Source organism: Alistipes sp. ZOR0009 (assembly GCF_000798815.1).
GTDB lineage: Bacteria > Bacteroidota > Bacteroidia > Bacteroidales > ZOR0009 > Acetobacteroides.
In genome coordinates, this window is the sequence record NZ_JTLD01000045.1 from 1 (window position 1) to 17,935 (window position 17,935).

General features: G+C 43.0%; 14 protein-coding genes and 2 tRNA genes. 3 read left to right on the plus strand and 13 right to left on the minus strand.

Annotated features, from left to right (window positions below; translation table 11 throughout):
- Nucleotides 1–2 precede the first annotated feature (2 nt).
- From L990_RS12775 to L990_RS12805, 7 genes are all read right to left on the minus strand, one after another.
- Nucleotides 3–75 (minus strand) — tRNA-Gly (locus L990_RS12775).
- Between the two features lie 6 nt (nucleotides 76–81).
- Nucleotides 82–167, minus strand: a tRNA-Tyr gene (locus tag L990_RS12780).
- Nucleotides 168–426: 259 nt separating this feature from the next.
- Entirely contained in the window at nucleotides 427–726 is a 300-nt protein-coding gene (gene hpf, locus L990_RS12785) for a ribosome hibernation-promoting factor, HPF/YfiA family (protein ID WP_047449979.1), read from the minus strand.
- Nucleotides 727–740: 14 nt separating this feature from the next.
- Complete coding sequence (locus tag L990_RS12790; RefSeq protein WP_047449982.1) at nucleotides 741–1,628, minus strand: tyrosine-type recombinase/integrase; 888 nt, start codon at nucleotides 1,626–1,628, stop codon at nucleotides 741–743.
- A gap of 56 nt (nucleotides 1,629–1,684) precedes the next feature.
- Nucleotides 1,685–1,876, minus strand: coding sequence for a 30S ribosomal protein S21 (gene rpsU / locus L990_RS12795; protein ID WP_047449985.1), 192 nt, complete (start codon nucleotides 1,874–1,876; stop codon nucleotides 1,685–1,687).
- 74 nt (nucleotides 1,877–1,950) lie between these two features.
- Entirely contained in the window at nucleotides 1,951–2,850 is a 900-nt protein-coding gene (locus tag L990_RS19335; RefSeq protein WP_052180994.1) for a helix-hairpin-helix domain-containing protein, read from the minus strand.
- Nucleotides 2,851–2,860: 10 nt separating this feature from the next.
- A complete protein-coding gene (locus L990_RS12805) occupies nucleotides 2,861–5,221 on the minus strand; it encodes a BamA/TamA family outer membrane protein (protein WP_047449989.1) in 2,361 nt (786 codons plus the stop codon).
- A 394-nt stretch (nucleotides 5,222–5,615) separates the two neighbouring features.
- Here L990_RS12805 and L990_RS12810 point away from each other — a divergent pair, with 394 nt between their 5' ends.
- Nucleotides 5,616–6,371, plus strand: a complete 756-nt coding sequence (locus tag L990_RS12810) for a TrmH family RNA methyltransferase (protein ID WP_047449993.1) — start codon at nucleotides 5,616–5,618, stop codon at nucleotides 6,369–6,371.
- On the opposite strand, the gene L990_RS12815 is transcribed toward L990_RS12810, so the two are convergent.
- Genes L990_RS12815 through ubiE form a run of 3 tightly spaced genes read right to left on the minus strand, consistent with a single transcriptional unit; the run spans nucleotide 6,364 to nucleotide 11,295 of the window.
- Nucleotides 6,364–7,920, minus strand: a complete 1,557-nt coding sequence (locus L990_RS12815; RefSeq protein ID WP_047449996.1) for an NAD(P)/FAD-dependent oxidoreductase — start codon at nucleotides 7,918–7,920, stop codon at nucleotides 6,364–6,366. The two genes, L990_RS12810 and L990_RS12815, sit on opposite strands and share 8 nt — an antisense overlap.
- A gap of 30 nt (nucleotides 7,921–7,950) precedes the next feature.
- Complete coding sequence (locus L990_RS12820) at nucleotides 7,951–8,703, minus strand: porin family protein (RefSeq protein ID WP_052180995.1); 753 nt, start codon at nucleotides 8,701–8,703, stop codon at nucleotides 7,951–7,953.
- Between the two features lie 12 nt (nucleotides 8,704–8,715).
- On the minus strand, nucleotides 8,716–11,295 hold the full coding sequence (gene ubiE, locus L990_RS20565; protein WP_156121552.1) for a bifunctional demethylmenaquinone methyltransferase/2-methoxy-6-polyprenyl-1,4-benzoquinol methylase UbiE: 2,580 nt from the start codon (nucleotides 11,293–11,295) through the stop codon (nucleotides 8,716–8,718).
- 207 nt (nucleotides 11,296–11,502) lie between these two features.
- On the opposite strand from ubiE, the gene L990_RS12830 reads away from it, so the two are divergent.
- Nucleotides 11,503–12,264, plus strand: a complete 762-nt coding sequence (locus tag L990_RS12830) for an SDR family oxidoreductase (RefSeq protein ID WP_047449999.1) — start codon at nucleotides 11,503–11,505, stop codon at nucleotides 12,262–12,264.
- Between the two features lie 120 nt (nucleotides 12,265–12,384).
- Here L990_RS12830 and L990_RS12835 read toward each other — a convergent pair whose 3' ends face one another.
- From L990_RS12835 to L990_RS12850, 3 genes are all read right to left on the minus strand, one after another.
- A complete protein-coding gene (locus L990_RS12835; RefSeq protein ID WP_047450002.1) occupies nucleotides 12,385–13,395 on the minus strand; it encodes a potassium channel family protein in 1,011 nt (336 codons plus the stop codon).
- Nucleotides 13,396–13,648: 253 nt separating this feature from the next.
- Nucleotides 13,649–14,374 (minus strand): DUF6261 family protein, encoded by a 726-nt coding sequence (locus L990_RS12840; protein WP_047450006.1) that lies wholly within the window; start codon nucleotides 14,372–14,374, stop codon nucleotides 13,649–13,651.
- Between the two features lie 442 nt (nucleotides 14,375–14,816).
- Nucleotides 14,817–16,403, minus strand: a complete 1,587-nt coding sequence (locus L990_RS12850) for a kelch repeat-containing protein (RefSeq protein WP_047450012.1) — start codon at nucleotides 16,401–16,403, stop codon at nucleotides 14,817–14,819.
- 893 nt (nucleotides 16,404–17,296) lie between these two features.
- On the opposite strand from L990_RS12850, the gene L990_RS12855 reads away from it, so the two are divergent.
- The gene (locus tag L990_RS12855; protein WP_197057287.1) at nucleotides 17,297–17,926 is read left to right on the plus strand and encodes a pseudouridine synthase; all 630 of its coding nucleotides are present in this window, start codon (nucleotides 17,297–17,299) and stop codon (nucleotides 17,924–17,926) included.
- The last annotated feature ends 9 nt before the right edge of the window (nucleotides 17,927–17,935 follow it).

The window sequence follows — 17,935 nt, forward strand, 5'->3', positions numbered from 1 at the left end:
AGAGCGGAAGACGAGATTCGAACTCGCGACCCTCAGCTTGGAAGGCTGATGCTCTACCAACTGAGCTACTTCCGCAATTTTTGGTGGGGAGAGCAGGATTCGAACCTACGAAGACATAAGTCAGCAGATTTACAGTCTGCCCCAGTTGGCCGCTTTGGTATCTCCCCAACCTACAATGAACCTCCTAATTTGCAATTAGTATGCCTAACACGTACTATTGCCAATTTCGGTGGGCAAATGTATAAATAATTTATTACACCGCAAAGGTCTATTCTGCTTTATTTATTTTTTTCTTTTAAAGCAGTTAGGCCCATTCGGTGAGCGCCCCAAAAGTACAAAATAAAAACTAAAGATTGCTCTTAATATTCAGCTAATTTAAAAAAAAGGAGGGTGCTTATCACCCTCCTCTCCTCATTACATTATGATCTACATTTTTTTTGCCTTATCCTTTGTTTTAGGCAGTAAAACTTTCAACTTGTCAATACAAAGATCCAGCGCTTCTTCAAATTTAGACGCTTGCTTTTCTACAAAAAGTTCGTTTCCTGGTATTAGTATCCGAACCTCAACCTTCTTATTTCCGGTTTCTGTATTTGCCTCCAATTTTAAATATGCCTCAATGGTGGTTATTTCATCATAGTACTTGTCTAATTTTACAAGTTTCCCTTCGACATAGTCAACAAGCTTCTTGTCGGCGTCGAACTTAATTGATTGAATTTTGATGTTCATATAAAACCTCCTAACTATTTTGAATCAGCTCTTGGATGAGCCTTTCTATAGGCATTCTGGATCTTTTCTAGCGTATTGTGCGTGTAAATCTGGGTAGTGCCAATTGATGCATGTCCCAGCATCTCTTTTATGCTAACCAAATCTGCGCCATAATCCAACAAATGCGTAGCAAACGTATGTCGAAGCACATGAGGGCTTTTTTTCCCTTTTACTCCTGCAATTTTAAGCTGCTCCTTCACTATTCGTTCAACGAGCTTAGGGTATATTTGTTCTCCCTTTGCCGTTAAAAACAGGTAAGGTTGCGCATCTGAAAAGAACTCTGTCCTTTCGCTAATATAGCATTTAATTAGGGATAATGTGCCTGGTAGTAACGGAATTTTTCGCTCTTTTCGCCCTTTTCCAAGGACTTTTAACGTTTTTTCTTCCATGCTAATATCGCCAAGCTGTAAGGCTACCAATTCGGCCCTTCGAATACCACTAGCATATAGCAACTCCACAATGAGAACATTCCGCAATTTCAAAAAATCACAGTCCTCATCAACTTCATCTAAAAAATGAATTGCTGTATTTTCGTCAATGAAAGAAGGTAGGCGTTTAGGCTGCTTGAGATGGATAACCTTCGCTGTCGGATTTTTTTTGACAGCACCAATCCGCCTTAGATAGGTGTAAAAACTGCGTATAGATGCAATTTTTCGATTAATAGAGGTCGCCATCACACCTGCTTCTGCTAAAGAAGCAACCCAACCTCGAACAAGCAGAGAGGTTACTTCCGACGGATCAAAATTAGAAGGAGTATAACCTAAAAAATCCACAAACTGTAAAATGTCCGTTTTATAGGCATTTACAGTATGTGGAGAATATCTTTTTTCCGCAAGAAGGTATTGTTCGAATCGTGCTATCATATGCCTAAGTTACCAAAAAAAATGGAAACAAGGCAAACTATTAGCAATTTCGAATATTATTCCTCAACACGTTGAAGTTGCTGAATATAGATAGCCTTTTTTACTTGCTCGCGGCGCTCTACTGATGGCTTTGTAAAGTATTGACGATTTCTCAACTCCTTCAAGATGCCAGTCTTCTCAAATTTTCTCTTAAACTTTTTAAGAGCCTTCTCAATGTTTTCTCCTTCTTTAATTGGAACGATTATCATGGTTACAGTTTTTGTTTTCGAGCTGCAAAGCTATTAAAAATCCAATTCAAAAACAAGAGTTTTCTCATCTTTAATCAATTTGAACAATCTAGATAGTCTTTTAGCTTATTTGAACACTCCGGTGTGATGATTTTATTTGTTACAAGTTCCTGGATATTAATGATCATCCCCTTCTTTGTTCGGTAGTATATTATATTCCTAGCTTGGTAAGCAGTCAAGTAAGGATGCTTTCTCAACTCCTCGTAACTAATGCTATTAATTTTTATTTTTACGATAGGCGACGGGGCCTTGAGCTGCAATCTTAACCCCTCGTACCGAGAGGAATCCACGCCAAAAACCTCTAAAAGCTGCTCATTACTTACAAAACCTCCTAACCTATCCCGATACGCAACAATACGTTTAGCAATAACAGCACCAACTCCCTTTAGCATCACAAGTTCAGCCGTATCAGCCTTATTTATATCCAAACAAACAGGCTTGTAGGCTTTTGAAAAGCGGATAGATGTATCTTTAGCAGGGAAATTAATACGGATGAATGGTTCCAATCGCAAAAACATATCTTCACTTACCACAAAAATCTTTTGAAAATCAGATTTGCACCTAAAAACACCGCCTTTAAGCCTATACCGCTCAATTACATCTGCCTGCTTACGAGTAAAACCCATTTGTTGAAAATCAGCAACAGTTGCAGTATTCGGGTCAAAATCAAATAAAATGAATTTATTGCCTCCAGAACGACTGTTGGGATACTTGCTTCTATCTGCAGTCCTGCTTTTCTGCCACTCCATTTCGATGACTTTCGACTCAAACTCATCAATTTTATGTTGCACTGGAGCAGTTAAATGCAAGGTGGGCTTTGGCCTATACAGCACCTGAAAGAGGGCTACAATCACAATCAGAGCTAAAAGAATTATAATTCCTTTCTGCTCCCATTTTGAAAAGGCCAAAAACTCTTTCAGAAATCGCCTCAACATAACGTTTTAATTAAAAAGGATAACCAATACCAATATGATACGAAATATCTCGCCTAGAAAACCCATTTGCAGGCAAAAATCGCTTCCCTTCCTCTTTTGACGGATCAAACATCCGAAAACCAGAATCTAAACGAACGATTAGATATCCCAAATTCAGACGAAGCCCAACCCCCGCGTCGGCTGCTAGCTGCTTATAGAAGGAGTCTATATGAAAAACAACGTATTTAGAAGCATCTTCACCCAACTTATTTCGAGGCAAAAACCAAATATTTCCCACGTCGGCAAAAAGAGCGCCTTCGAAGGACCAAAAAAGCTTATAGCGGTATTCTACATTACCTTCTATCTTAAAATCACCGATTTGGAATAACCTATTTTTATCATCATTTTCGGGCAATGCTCCTGGACCAAGTGTTCGTACCTGCCAACCTCTCATGCTATTGGCACCACCTACGTAAAAATAACGTTCGTAAGGAAGTGCTGTTGCATTACCATAAGGGAATGCCGCCCCTATTTGAATCCTATAAACCAACCGATTCTTTGAATCTAACCGAGCATTATATACTGTCGTAAAATCAACAGAAAAAAACTGAGAATAAGGCATTCCCCAAATTAGGTAAGATTCAGAACCATCCGTCAACTTTCCCTTCTTTAGCCCAGAGTTAAAAAGACTCACAACATTTCCTGCAAGTTCAGCATTTAATGTAGCATAATAATAGCTACCTAATCCGCTTATTTTTTGATTATTATATGTAATAGAAAATTTTCCAGAGGAAATAAAATGGTCAGAAAAAGCAGTTCGTAAAAGCAGCTGATCTTTTAAATAATCGTACAACTTATCATCGTTATACATCTTAATGATATTAAGATTGATAGGACTATACGAAACGGAAACATTTTGGTTCATCATCCAGTTATATCCGAAACCAAAGTTTAGCAAATTTCGAGTATAAATCGTTCGACTCTGGTAGTTATATCCAACCGAAAATTGGGTTCTTGGTGCATTCGTTTTAAACAGCTTGCTAATATTAAAGGGCATCAAAAATCGAGGAATATTTATCGATGCACTCACCCCCAACTCCGTAGATTGACTCAGTTCTGTAGCAGTACTTCCATCTATGCGCCGCGAAAAAGGGATGGAGCCATTAAGGTTAATATTAAAAAGTTCGGCCCCTTTAAACAAATTGCGATGCATGTACCCTAGATTCCCTTCAAGCCCCCAATAGTCTGAAGATAGATACATTTCACCTTCGAGCTTATAGCCTTGGCTAGGCATTGGAGAGAGGTAAATATTACAAGCCAACTCCTTCGGTTGTACAAATGTTACTAGAGCAGTATCCATTTCTGCTTTTCGACTATTTTCAACGGAACTAAACTGGATGTCTGTGGTTCTAAATATTTTAAGATCCGAAAAGTTGTCATCTGTTTCGCTTCGTGCTTTTTGGCTGTAAAAATCACCAGGTCTGATTTTAAGAGCACGTAGAACTAAATTTGGGGTCACATTTCTTGGCCCATTGCTCCAAATGCTAACCCCGTCAACTCTATTCTCTACAAAACTATTCAGATAGCTTTTATTTGTCAAAGCCTCAACTCTATCATAGTTCGTAAATACATTAACTTCCTTGATGGTATACTTTTCGTGCACCTGCTCGCGAGTTGAATCTGCAATTGTGCTGTACACCATTGGATTTTTCACGATTTGAGTAATACTCACTTCCCTATTTCCAACGGTAGAATCGGCTTCGTAAACTACGTAGGTTTTATTGAAGAAGAAGTATCCTTTATTTCTTAGCAACAAGGCAACCCGCTCGCGTTCCTTCTCCAGCATGTCCGTATCAAAGATCATCTTCGCATGCAAAAATGATGATAGGGAGTCCTTTTTTATGATTTGGGATAACGAAGAATCGCCAACTACCTGCATCTTCTTAATTCGATATGGACGGTTTGTTTTTACATCCACAAAAACACTGGCCTTTGCTCCTTCAAACACAACAGTGTCTTTTACAACAGCATTATAATACCCTTTTGATTTTAAATATAGGCGTACGCTGTTCACAGATGTTTCATAAAGAGTAGAATCAAAAATAACAGGAGCTTCGCCCAACTTTTGAAAAGTTTTGTTGAACCAACGCTTTAGCCGCGTATTGCCGGTGCTATCCGACATGCTATAAATCCAAGTAGAGAAAGGGATTCCCACAAACTTTTTGATTGGCTTTTGCTGCAAAACTCCCTCAACTGCACTTTTGCTCACTTTTTTGTTATCGATATTCACCTTCACCCTCGAAAGCAGGTACTCCCCCTTTGGCACAAACTTAGTCGAAGAGCAGCTGGCTAGTAAGGCTATGAGCAAAATAGTATAAAGATAGTTTTTCACAAGCACACAATTTCTTTATAACAAAAATAATGGGATAGAATTAAAAACCAACCATAAGAAAAGAAAAATGCTCGATTCACATCGAGCACTTTCAACCTCTAAACACCATTGCTACATTTAGTAGCGAAGTTAACCACTTATCTATTAGCCTGTAGAGTTGAGAAACAACATCTACAAAGTTTAACTGGGCATTACGCTTAATTAAACCTGCGACAAAAATACAATTTTATTTGAATTCTTTGCTTTTTTCAAAAAAAAAGTCCAATCAGAAGAAAAGATTTGCACTCAGCAGAGACTACTAAGAATCAAACATTTGCTATCGTGTAACCTTTCGAAAGCATTCCAAACTCTGCAAATAATCAAGATTATTATAACTTTACCTCAAAAATCAGGAATGACAAAGAAGGAAATTGCCGATATTAGACGATTGTCTCAGAAAAAACAGCGAGTTGAGCAGGGTGTTTTTGTTGCGGAAGGAACTAAGGCCATTAAAGAAATCATGCTAGCAGGCCTTTCTGCAAAAAAAATGTTCATCACCTCGCAAAGCCTAGCTAAAGAATTTCCGAGAATCGCATTTAAAGAGGTTATTTCTGAGGAAGAGATGAAAAAAATCTCATTCCTTCAAACACCATCTAGCAGCCTTGCCCTATTTAATATACCTCAGATGCCCACTCTGGCTAAACTTCCTGAGAAAGAACTCACTCTAATACTAGATGGCATTCAAGATCCAGGCAACCTAGGAACCATTATAAGATTAGCTGATTGGTTTGGCATCAACACCATTATTTGCAGCGAGGCAAGCGCAGACTGCTATAACCCCAAGGTAGTACAAGCCACAATGGGGGCTATCGCCAGAATTAATATCATTTATAGAGATTTAGTAAGCCTTTTGAGGGATGCTCAGCAACGCTCTATTCCAATTTACGGCACCTTTATGGAAGGAGAAAACATATATAGTTCAGCCCTATCGCCCTCTGGCGCCCTAGTTATGGGAAACGAAGGATCTGGAATATCCCCTGAAATAGAGGCATTAGTATCCCATAAAGTAACCATTCCATCGTTCAAAAAAGAAAATGTGGAATCGCTAAATGTTGCGATTGCCACATCAATATGCTGCTCGGAGTTTCGGCGCAGGGGACTTTCTATTTAGCCCAAGTTACAAACGCTTCTGCGACACGTTCTCCGTCTATTGCGGCAGATACTATACCACCTGCATAACCAGCACCTTCGGCACATGGAAACAGACCGCTGATCTGAGGGTGCTGCAATGTCGATGGATCACGAGGAATTCTTACTGGCGAGGATGTTCGAGATTCAACCCCAAGAATAAGAGCCTCACTTGTTACAAAGCCTTTCATTTTATTATCAAAAGCCTTAAATCCTTCCTGTAGCCTTTGCCCAATCCCCCAAGGCAACCACTTATGCATGTCCGACGAGGTTACACCAGGATGGTAGGATGTTTTTACTAATTCTGATGATGTTTTCCCTTGAACAAAATCGGACAACCGCTGAGCTGGAGATACAACCCCATTCCCGCCTTTTTCAAATGCCATTTTTTCCAAATCCATCTGCATTTGCAATCCTGCTAATGGGCCATACTGGGCATATTCGGCAAAATCTTCTACCCGAATTTCGACAACAATACCTGAGTTAGCAAATTTAGAATTACGTAAAGAGGGAGACATTCCATTAACAACAACCTCATTACGATTTGTGGCAGCTGGAACTATAAATCCGCCTGGGCACATACAAAAAGAGTAAACACCTCGGCCAGCAACCTGCTGCACTATGCTATATGCAGCGGCAGGTAAGTACTCTCCCCTCGCTGGCATGTGATACTGAATTGAATCAATCAGCTCCTGCTGGTGCTCCACTCGAACCCCCATAGCAAAAGATTTAGGCTCAAGCAGAATACCTTTGCGATGAAGTAGCTCATAAATATCTCTAGCAGAGTGCCCCGTAGCAAGAATAACCGCTTTCCCTAAGACGGTCTCTCCTCCTGCTGTTTTTACCCCTTTAATGGTACCATCTTTAACAATTACATCGTTTACACGCACCCCAAAATGAACCTGACCGCCTGCATTAAGAATTGTATTTCGGATGTTTGCAATTATTCGTGGTAGAACATTGGTTCCAATGTGAGGATGGGCATCCTCCAATATATTTTCGTCAGCGCCATGAAAACACAAAGTTTCTAGCGCCTTTCTATAATCACCTCTTTTTTTAGAACGGGTATACAGCTTCCCATCAGAGAATGTACCTGCTCCGCCTTCTCCAAAGGAGTAGTTAGAGTCTACATTTATAGGCTGATTCCTATTTAACTGGGCTACATCTCTTTTTCTGTTCGAGACATCATTACCCCGCTCTAGCACAATTGGCTTAAAGCCTAGCTCAATCAGACGCAATGCTGCAAATAGTCCAGCAGGTCCTGATCCTACAATAACAACCTCATCCTTATGCGAGACATCAGGATAATCAAACTTATATGAAAACGTTTCAGGAATTACCTCATCGACATACACCTGTACTCCCATGTTAACCTTTACCGCTTTTCCTCGAGCATCTATAGAGCGCCTAACCACTCGTACAAAGGCTATATTATGAGGATCGACATTAAGGGTTTTCGCAATTATTGGCAGGTAGTACTGCTTATCAGACGCCTGTTTAGGTGTAAGGATAAGATTCAATTCTTGTGGCATTGCTATAGATTTTGCAACAAAGGTAGAAAACTATTCGAAATGGAAGGAAAGTATAATCATGTCAGAAACAACGCCATTTATTGTTCTGGGGAAATATTCGTAGCCTTCCGATTTTCTGCTCGAAAGGACGTTGAAGAAACCTCTTGAGTATTTTAACTCGGTGGAAAATTTGAAGTACGGAAGATAGAAATCAACCCCAACGCCTAATTCCATATAAACATCCAGCGGATTAAAGGCAACGTAAACGCCTTCGCTAAACTTTTTCTTTGCGGCCAAATCGTACCGAGGGTTAATGCCACCTACCAGGTAAGGCTTGGAGTTGCTATGCCGCTTAGCACTATACTTAACCAGCAACGGAAACTCAATCATCGATGACTCTATCTTCATTTGATGATAAAGCGAATCTAAGTTCTTTTTCTCAACTCTAATTTCGTAAAACGACAATGTACGCTGCCCAAAAGCCATTCCAGGAAGAAAACGGAGGGATAGGTTTTCCTTTATTCTCAATTCGGCAATAATGTTTACATTAAATCCGGGTGTAATGCTCGAAACATCGGACCAAAGCAGAACGTTCTTCCCGTTTTCGTCTTGAACTACGATTTGGTTGTTCTTAACCTCGGCATCCATAAAATTTATCCCCATAGAGAATCCGAAGTGAAGCGGACGTCCCAAATCATAGCCGGGGTTTATAAGAGGCCTATCCTTCCTTAGCTGCCCCCACGATGGGACAGCAAGCAAAGCAAGAAAAAGCGTAGCAAGAACGAATAATCCTATCCCTTTCATCCTATTCCTTCGTTATTTTTCGCCAATGTAGATATTGGCAACGCCTAAAGTTAAAGGAATTATTCGGGTATTCGTAAAGCCTGCCTCTTTTAGTAAATCGGTAAATTTTTCACCGCTTGGGAAGGCTTCCACCGATTCTGGCAAGTAGGTATATGCAGATCTATCTTTCGAAAAAAGACGACCAATTCCTGGTAGTATTTTAAAGAAGTAGAACTTATACAGCTGCTTAATTGGGAACTTAGTGGGCATTGCAAATTCCAGAACGGCAATTCCGCCTCCCGCTTTCAAAACACGATGCATCTCGGTTAAGCCTAAGAGCGGATTTTCAAAGTTTCGCACCCCAAAAGCAACAGTTGCAAAGTCAAACGTGTTGCTGTCAAACTGAATATTTTCCGAGTCCCCTTCTTTAAGAAAAATGACGTTGTCCAAGCTTTTTGCCTTCACCTTTTCAACTCCAACCTCCACCATCTTAACGGAAATATCTAGTCCTACAATATTTTGAGGACGCAGCTTTGCCAAAGCAATCGCCAAATCTCCAGTTCCTGTGGCAATGTCAAGAATTCGTAAAGGGCTATACTTACCAACCTCTTTAACCAGCTTCCTGCGCCAAATCTTATCAATACCTAACGACAAGAAGTGGTTGAGAAAATCGTACTTAGGTGCAATATTATCGAACATGTTTGCCACTTGTTCCTTTTTGGAACCATGGGTTTCGCCATAAGGCTTTACAATTTTTTTAGATGCCATCTCCTTAAGATTATTCTGGAATGCAAAGGAAACCTTCTTTTTTAAATCGACAATGAATCCATAAGAATGATCGTCAATTCTTAGCTCGCCTTTAGTTACATGACCAAGTAAAGTAACCGGAATGCCGGCATCCTTTATGTAATCCACAAAATCGCTTTCCAGCTCGGGGGAGACGGCCATTACAGCCTGCCCCATCTCTTCCTTCAGCAAGAAGCTGGCAAAAGAAAGCTCGTCATCTCCAGTTATGTCGAAGCCCAGGTTATGACATTCGGACATGGAATACAGGGCCAAGAACAAGCCCCCTCGATGAATCGGAGTTATGGCATTCACAAAGCCTGATTTCACAAAATCCTTTATGAGCGATTTTAACCGAATCAGGCTACCATCCGTATCAAGGTCCGGCTGGGCGCTACGGTTAGCAGCAAGCAAATTAACTTTGTATATAAGATCTCCCTTCGATTTAAAGCCTCCCATCACCGGGCTAACGTTAGCCTCTATTTTGGACACCAGCCCAACACCTACCGCTACATTCAGCGACAGGTTTTCAGCCGTTTCAAATTCCACCTTACACGCTATCGAAAGCATCTCTAAGGTGCGCCTTATATCCTGCAGCAGCACCATCGACTGAGGGGATGCTCCTTCGCCCTCCACCACCTTCAGCACGGCCAAAGATGGTTTTGCACCATAAATTTCATGGTTTAGCACCATTCGTAACATGCATTCCGATGCCGGATACTCGTGCTCTCCCGGAACATACGACTCCAAAGAGGCCAAATAGCGCCCCTTCCCCTCTATCGAGATGTAGGTTATTCCATGAATGCTTTCGGTGTTCGTATTGTGAAGGCCGGTGCTGCCATCAAAAAAGTGCTTCAGCAGCGAGTGCGAAAACAGGCCCGCATCAGCAAAAATATCTTGAATGCTTTGGTATTCGGCATCCCCATTCTTTTTCTCCATAAAAGAAGAGATATCGGAGGGAATACTTTCAAATTCCTTGTACTGCTTTGCCTTCAAGATCACCTCACCAATAAGTAACGATGAAATAGAAACAGAAGATCCATCTATCTTGACTATAGAATGGCCCGATTCTCCAACCAAGTCTGCAAACTGAACGGCCTTAAAACCCTTAAAAAGATTACTATCGGACGCTACATTTGGGGTAGATACAATAAAAATAAACGAGCGGGCGGATAGGTTAACTTCGAACACATCCGCATTAACGCTAGCCCTGTAGCCAAACTGGTTGGCCAACGAAAGCACAACCCCGTAGTCGGACGAGCGCCGAGCGGCCTCCACGTAAACCTGCTCTCCCCTACTCCTTAGCTCCTGAATTCTAGCATGCAGCTCGTACTCTTCGAGAATCCCGCCCTCCACATTCACAGCAAATGCAGAATAGTGCGGCTGATCCAAATAAATCCGAGATTGCCTATCAGCAGAAATATCCATCGAAAAAAGCACGGAGCTCGAGGCGTCTTTCACAAACCGAACGCAGGACGAAAGCACCGGAACTCCACTGGTAGCATAAAGCTGGCTGCAGCGCCTCATGGAGGTATCGAGGAAAGGAGCCTGTTCCGAGGTTCGAGGAATGACATTTAAGAGCAGCGATGCCGCTGGAGTTGCATTTCTAACCAAAAGAGAGCTGAAGTTTTCTCCGATAGCGCTACTTACATCCACATTTATTTCGCCAACTGCTTCCGAAAATGACTTTGAGATACAACAGGAGAATAAATTCAAAAGAACTTTCCTCTGGTGGCTTGTTAGCAAAGCGAAGGAGTCCACTTGCTTTTCGAGGTATAGGTTCTGCTGCATTATCGTCTCTCGAACCTCCAATCGACCATCCATCTGCATAATAGAGTGTTAAAACTCAAATATAATATTTTAGTTAAAGTAAACCGCGCGCTACCTTAAATAATATTTCAGTTTTAACGTTACCCCCAAAACCTCTCAACCTAGACGTTTTATTAAATACTTTTCTTTTTTAGCCCATATTAAAATAATAAGAAAACCTTTTTCGTACTTTTATCGCCAAACAGCCACAGCTAAAATTTCTACCAAATGAAAAAAATTGCACTTATAACAGGTGCTACATCTGGAATTGGTCGGGCTACCGCCCTTCTTCTCGCTGAAAACGGATACAGCCTAATACTCACCGGACGCCGCATCGAACTTCTTGACAACCTAAAAAAGGAGATAGAGGTAAAGTACAAGGCAGACGTACTACCGCTTGCTTTTGATATCCAAGATAAGGCTCAGGTTGACTCTGCCATCAACAACCTACACGAACGATGGAGAAAGATTGATGTGCTCATCAACAACGCAGGTCTTGCTGCAGGCTTAAGCCACGTACAGGATGGGTTGGAAGACGATTGGGAAAGGATGATCGACACCAACATCAAGGGGCTTCTTTACATTACCAGACGAGTTGCACCAATGATGGCCGAGAGAAAATCGGGACACATCATCAACATCGGATCGATAGCCGGCACCGAAGTTTACGAAAATGGGAATGTGTACTGCGCCACCAAGCATGCCGTTGACGCCCTTTCGAAAGCGATGCGCGTAGATCTTCTAAAGGAAAACGTGAAGGTTTCGCAGGTACGCCCAGGAATGGTCGAAACCGAATTCTCGCTAGTTCGCTACCACGGCGACGAGGAGAAGGCCAAAAAGGTTTACGATGGCGTTACGCCGCTCTTTGCCGAAGATATTGCCCAAACCATTCTCTTCGTACTAACGCGCCCAGCTCACGTAAACATTAACGACATCGTTGTAACGCCCACACAGCAGGCCAACGCCTACTACGTTACCCGAAACCTTTAGTCGAGTATAATATAAGAAAGAGGCTGTCCAAAAAGTATTGGACAGCCTCTTTTTATATGCTCCTTCTGCTTTTGGCTACGATAAGCGGCAAGCTACCTGCCCTACCGAGATGCCGTGCGCCTACTTTTTGGTAAAAACCTCATAAAACTTCTCGAACTGGCTGTTGGTTCCCAGCATAAACAGCTTCCCATCGCGCTCGAGCTCGCGGTCGAGCAGCGGATTTATCAAAATCTCGCCTTCGGCAGTCTTGTAGCCAATAATGCTAACCCCGGTAATGCGCCGCACATGCAAGTCATGTATTGGCTTGCCGATAGTTTCGTCGGGGAAGATGGAGCAGAGCACCTCCTTGTAGTTTTCGGGAGCGCCGTCCTTAAACGAGAGCATCCGCCAAAACTCCGTTACATCGGGCTTTAGCACCATATGCGCCATCATATTCCCCCCAATCTCCTCGGGGCGGATTACCGAATCGGCTCCTGCCCGAAGCATCTTACCGTAGGAGTTCTCCTGCGAGGCTCGGCACACCACATGAATTTGGGGATTTAGCCCTTTTGCCGTTAAGATGACAAATACGTTGTCGGCATCGGAAGGTAGCGTGCAAATAATTGCCCTTGCATGCTCTATACCGGCATCGAGCAAGGTTTTCTCGTCGGTAGCATCGCCAGACACCACAACCAGATTCTCGGACCGAGGAGCCTTGTCGCCCCCCTTCCTATCTACAATTACAATTTTAGAATCGGCAGCTAGCAGCTCGTGGCAGGCCGCTTTACCTGTCCTTCCCAATCCACAAATAATCACATGCTCCTTCATTTTCTTAATTTTTCGACGAATATACTTTTCCGCAAAGTAGCGGCGAGCCTCCCCCTCCACAAACGAGTGGCTGATGAGCGTAATCGAGTAGGCGAATATACCGAGTGTTGTGAGGATCAGGACGGCTGTAAATAGGCGCCCAACCTCCGAAAGCGGATGCACCTCGCCAAACCCAACCGTACCAATGGTAATAATGGTCATGTAAAGCGCATCCAGTAACCGATAATTCTCTAAGTAAACATACCCCGCAGTACCTATGGCTATGATGCTAGCAATAAGTAGTATTGGGTGATGTATTTTTGTAACCCTAAAAAAGTTTAGCATACGATACCTATCAATTGACTACCTAAAGTTAGCAAAATAGTTGTATCCCGAATCCCCGTAAACGGATAAGGTCGGAAAATAAAATAGCCTCCCGCCATTTTACTCCCGACCTCAACCCACCCCCGATGCACGTCGAACATCGCTGGTGGTTTGATACTCACATTAAATTAAGTGGCGCTCCACGGGTAGATGGAGGCCGGCACCGCTCGGGTTGCCCCAAGGCAATGCTCCATATATTTGTGTCTCTATGGCCTTACTTTTTCCCCTTTTTCTGGGAGGTGGTGGCGCGCTGCCTCATGGTTACCCGATACTCCGCAATTGTTTTGTTGATCTCGTTAGCCAGGGCGGTGCAGTCGGCGCTATCCTTAAACTCGATTTGGAAGTTAACGTAGCGGAACAGCTTGTCGATGGCAACGCCTAGCTCGCGCGCAGCCTCCCTCGAGGTGATGCTGCCGCCGGGCTTATCGGCCGCCTCGCGCTGGGCATCGTGCAGCTTGTAGCTGGCCTGCCCCTCGCGGATCTCGTCTATCCACCCCTGCGCGCTGATGGTGGTAAGAGCCTGCTTTAGGGTTGGCTGTGCCTCGATCTGCGCCAAGAAGAGGTCTACCAGCTTGGTCTCCTCCTTGTTGCCCCGGTAGTTCATATTCCAACCAATGGCCCTAAGGGCGTTTACCACCTCCTGTCCGGCGGCGGCCCACACGGGGTCCTTGCGCTTAGAGCAGCTCAGCGCGTAGCCTTCGAGGTTCGAGATGCCGCCGTCGCGCAGGTCGTCGCCCTCGTGCATCAGCTTGGTGATAGCCACCAAGCTCAGCTTTTCTAAGGCCTTGCCGAATATTTGATTTTTGGTGTTGGCATCGTCGATAAGGGATTTCATATCGGCGTCCTTCTCGCCATAAGGATTAGCTTTAGCTAGTACTTTGTCGGCAAATGCGCCCTTTTCGTTAATGCGCATTTCCTGAAATAGGGATGGCTCAATCATACGTTAGAATTGTTAATGTTAGCACTATAAAGCTAAATAATTTTTCAATTCGCGATACCCGAAAGCGTGATTTTTTTTAACTTTTTATACATTTTTTCACAAACACACCCTTGGCGTCACCCTACCCGATGTCCGGGAGGCTTGCAGCCCTCCATGCAAGAGGTAAAAAAACATTTTTAGCTCCTGCATGGGGCCATTCAAGGGCTAAACGCCCATTTTTGGTGCTTGCATGGGCACCTTCAAGGACTAAAAAACTTTTTTTGGTGCTTGCAGCTACCCCTGCAAGGGCTAAAAACGGATTGGGAGGGGTTGCAGCCGTGGCTGCGAGGGGATGGAAAGAGGGACGGGTTATAAAAAACCCTCCCCAGCAGCACGTCGCTACTAGGGAGGGGGTACTATTGAATACGACAATTCTTTTATAATTCTACGATTTGGCTAGGAGCTAAAGACCTACTGCCTTCCATACTTTATTTACATACCATTCAGCTTCTTCGTGTGAGGTAAATAAGTATAAAGCATCGCTAAATGGCATTGCGACTACAGTCTTAAACGGTAGCTTCTCAATCAGGTTCCAAGTATCGCTGCTAACATTATATTCGTACAAGTTGTCCGAACCTCGAGCAATGGCGTAAATACGATTTTTGAACGAAAAAGAAGCTACAAATTCAGATTCAGGCAGATCTTTAAGCTGCCTCCACTCCTTTGTTACAAAATCATACTTCCAAAAATCTTTTGTATACTCTGTTTTAAAATTACTAAACAAAGGGATGTAATAACCACCACCTATGTATGCCTGACTCCCTATTGTAAAGTTAACAACATTTCCAGCTCCGAACCGTTTAGGATTAGACGTTTCTAGGCTAAAGGTTTTCGATCCTTCATCGAACTTGTAAATATGCACCCCTTTATCATAACAATTCCCAGCATACATTGCTACGTAAGGGCACTTATTCATCAAAAAGCCATAGCATCCCAATGAATGGGAATTGATATAATCATCAATCCCGCTAGGTGAAAATTCTGCATACTGCTTTGTTGTGGCATTGTAGGTGTAAAAAGAAGTGTATGCATCAAACCCAAAATAGGTGCCTTTAAAAAACATAAATCCATTGGAGAGCGGCACTGTCTTCATATTCTCAACTTGGTGTGTCCGATCTTTAATTATGCCATCTAATACCAACTCTTTTGTCCATTCATTATTTTGAGAGGAAAAACTCCACATATCAGAGTTAGCATCATTAACGTCTTTTCTTAAAGAAGCATTAGGATTGTACCCTAGCATTATGTAGCACCGTCCATTGTACATTATCGAAGCAGGACGATTAGTTGTTTTACCAGGAAATCGCCCAGCAAAAATCCAAGAAGATTTTGCATACTTCGAACTTTTCCCATAGTGAATCCCTTTTTCACTTTTGCAATACGGCCTCACCATAACCGTATCATAACAATTGAGGCTAGACATATCGCAGGTTATTACACCTTTGCTATCTAGAATGCCAACAATTCGCTTTGCATCAATAGTTGGATTGGGTGTCTTATCGTAGCATATTCCATACTCTGCGCCTCTAATCCCTCCAGATTCATTAAGAGAAATGCGAACCATAAAACTGTTCTTCTGATTAACTATAGTATCAACTGCCGTGAGACTACCAAACACCGGAGTCACATTAAAATTTGTAGTGGTAAACTGCTTTTCGGGGCTATATATCCTATTTCCTTTTTGATCAGTATAGAACACTTTGAAGTAGTACTTGGTATTGGCGTATAACTGGGATACAAAAAAACTAAAATTTTTGCCCTCTGTTTTCTCGTCGGAATAAACAGTACCATTTGCCTCTGTCACATTAGGCTGCTCACCTACGACCACACCCTTAACCTTACCCTCAACCTTAGCCGCTCCAAAAATGTAGGCAGATGAATTGCTTATGTCTGAGACTTTAATGGAATCAAAAGTTCCCAAATCCTCCTCTTTCTCGCATGAAGCAAGGATCGCCAAAAAAAGGAACAAACCACAAAAATATTTTTTCATAGATTACTATTTAAATGATGCTGCAAAATTTGTAAAAATTATTCACCTAGAAGTAGGCTTAACCGTCCTGTTTCTAAGTTCAACACGCATCTTTGGGTTATAAATCATTAACAATAAAAAACGCAGAGATATCGCCTTACTCTTTCATCCCAAAAAAGCTTAGCACCCTACACAAACTTGGCGTTAACAACCTGCCGCCAAATGAAGAACATCAAGAGCTATTCATCATCCCAACTCCCTGCCACCGCCCTCATTCAGATTCTACCTGCACAGACTCCCTTGCTTTTGGCTGCCCCCCTCCCACTATCCGTACAGACTCTGGGGTACGCCCAACTAGAATAGAAGCGATGCTGGGCTATAAAAGCAAAAGCAGCCCATGGTGCAGGCTGCTTTTAGTCTAAGTGGTTAATCTAACAAAAGACGACCTAAGGTCTTTCTAAAACTTATTACAAGTGATGGTGTTTTGAAGTTGAATTCCAAAAACCGAAGCGCAGTGCGCTTCAACTTTTGAATTCGTGCTCTCTTAAATTTGCACTACAAATATAGCCCAATTTTGGTTCCTTTTTTAAACAACGGCACCACCGCATCCAAAATCAGCAGGCAATATAAAGCCTACACGCATAAAACCCTGTACAGAGCGCATATACGCCATGCAAACCATTGCACTAGCAGCGCACCCATCCCTCTATTTTTGTGAAAACGCCGCAGGGCGCTGCCCGCTTCCTTAAATTATAGGCGGTGGCGCTTAATGGTACTTTCGCCATAAATTACTAATTTCGAATAAACTCTATCGGATTGAGAAAACCGCTAAGGTTTTGGTAGGCGCCTCGACCTCCCCCTACGGGGAGATTTCGTGAAAAGCGCATCCACCCCAATAATATTAAACGAAAAAGATGGTTGTAAAATCGCGCATGGCCGCAAGCAAGCCCAAGCCACAAAACCTGAAGTACTACCTAATATACAAGCCCTACGGCATGATGTCGCAGTTTAGCAAGGAGGGAGACAAGCCGACGCTGGCAGACCTCGGCTTTGCATTTCCGAAGGATGTTTACCCCGTAGGACGCCTGGACCACGATAGCGAGGGGCTGCTGCTGCTTACCAACGATAAAACCCTAAACCATCACCTCCTAAACCCTAAAAATCACTACCAAAAGACCTACTGGGTGCAGGTGGATAGAGAAATTACGGACAGCGCCGTGGGGGAGCTGGCAAAAGGGGTCGTTATTAAGCTGGACAAGGCATACCTTACGCAACCTTGCACTGTCCGGAAGATTGAAATGCCCAACAGCCTGCCCGAAAGAGTCCCACCCGTTCGCTTTAGGCTTAACGTACCCACCAGCTGGATTGAGATAGTGCTTACCGAAGGAAAAAACAGGCAGGTTCGGAAGATGACGGCAGCCGTTGGCTTCCCCACCCTTCGGCTAGTTAGATGCGCCATAGGGAGCCTGAAGATCGGTGCGCTTGCCCCTGGCGATGTTCGGGAGCTGACGGACAAGGAGGTGCAAAACCTAAAAAAAGGGTAGGTAAAAGCG

Bases quoted from the DNA above. Each gene is read 5' to 3' on its own strand.
- hpf (WP_047449979.1), bottom strand. From the start codon at position 726: ATGAACATCAAAATTCAATCAATTAAGTTCGACGCCGACAAGAAGCTT.
- L990_RS12790 (WP_047449982.1), bottom strand. From the start codon at position 1,628: ATGATAGCACGATTCGAACAATACCTTCTTGCGGAAAAAAGATATTCT.
- rpsU (WP_047449985.1), bottom strand. From the start codon at position 1,876: ATGATAATCGTTCCAATTAAAGAAGGAGAAAACATTGAGAAGGCTCTT.
- L990_RS19335 (WP_052180994.1), bottom strand. From the start codon at position 2,850: ATGTTGAGGCGATTTCTGAAAGAGTTTTTGGCCTTTTCAAAATGGGAG.
- L990_RS12810 (WP_047449993.1), top strand. From the start codon at position 5,616: ATGACAAAGAAGGAAATTGCCGATATTAGACGATTGTCTCAGAAAAAA.
- L990_RS12815 (WP_047449996.1), bottom strand. From the start codon at position 7,920: ATGCCACAAGAATTGAATCTTATCCTTACACCTAAACAGGCGTCTGAT.
- L990_RS12820 (WP_052180995.1), bottom strand. From the start codon at position 8,703: ATGAAAGGGATAGGATTATTCGTTCTTGCTACGCTTTTTCTTGCTTTG.
- ubiE (WP_156121552.1), bottom strand. From the start codon at position 11,295: ATGCAGATGGATGGTCGATTGGAGGTTCGAGAGACGATAATGCAGCAG.
- L990_RS12830 (WP_047449999.1), top strand. From the start codon at position 11,503: ATGAAAAAAATTGCACTTATAACAGGTGCTACATCTGGAATTGGTCGG.
- L990_RS12835 (WP_047450002.1), bottom strand. From the start codon at position 13,395: ATGCTAAACTTTTTTAGGGTTACAAAAATACATCACCCAATACTACTT.
- L990_RS12840 (WP_047450006.1), bottom strand. From the start codon at position 14,374: ATGATTGAGCCATCCCTATTTCAGGAAATGCGCATTAACGAAAAGGGC.
- L990_RS12850 (WP_047450012.1), bottom strand. From the start codon at position 16,403: ATGAAAAAATATTTTTGTGGTTTGTTCCTTTTTTTGGCGATCCTTGCT.
- L990_RS12855 (WP_197057287.1), top strand. From the start codon at position 17,297: ATGGTTGTAAAATCGCGCATGGCCGCAAGCAAGCCCAAGCCACAAAAC.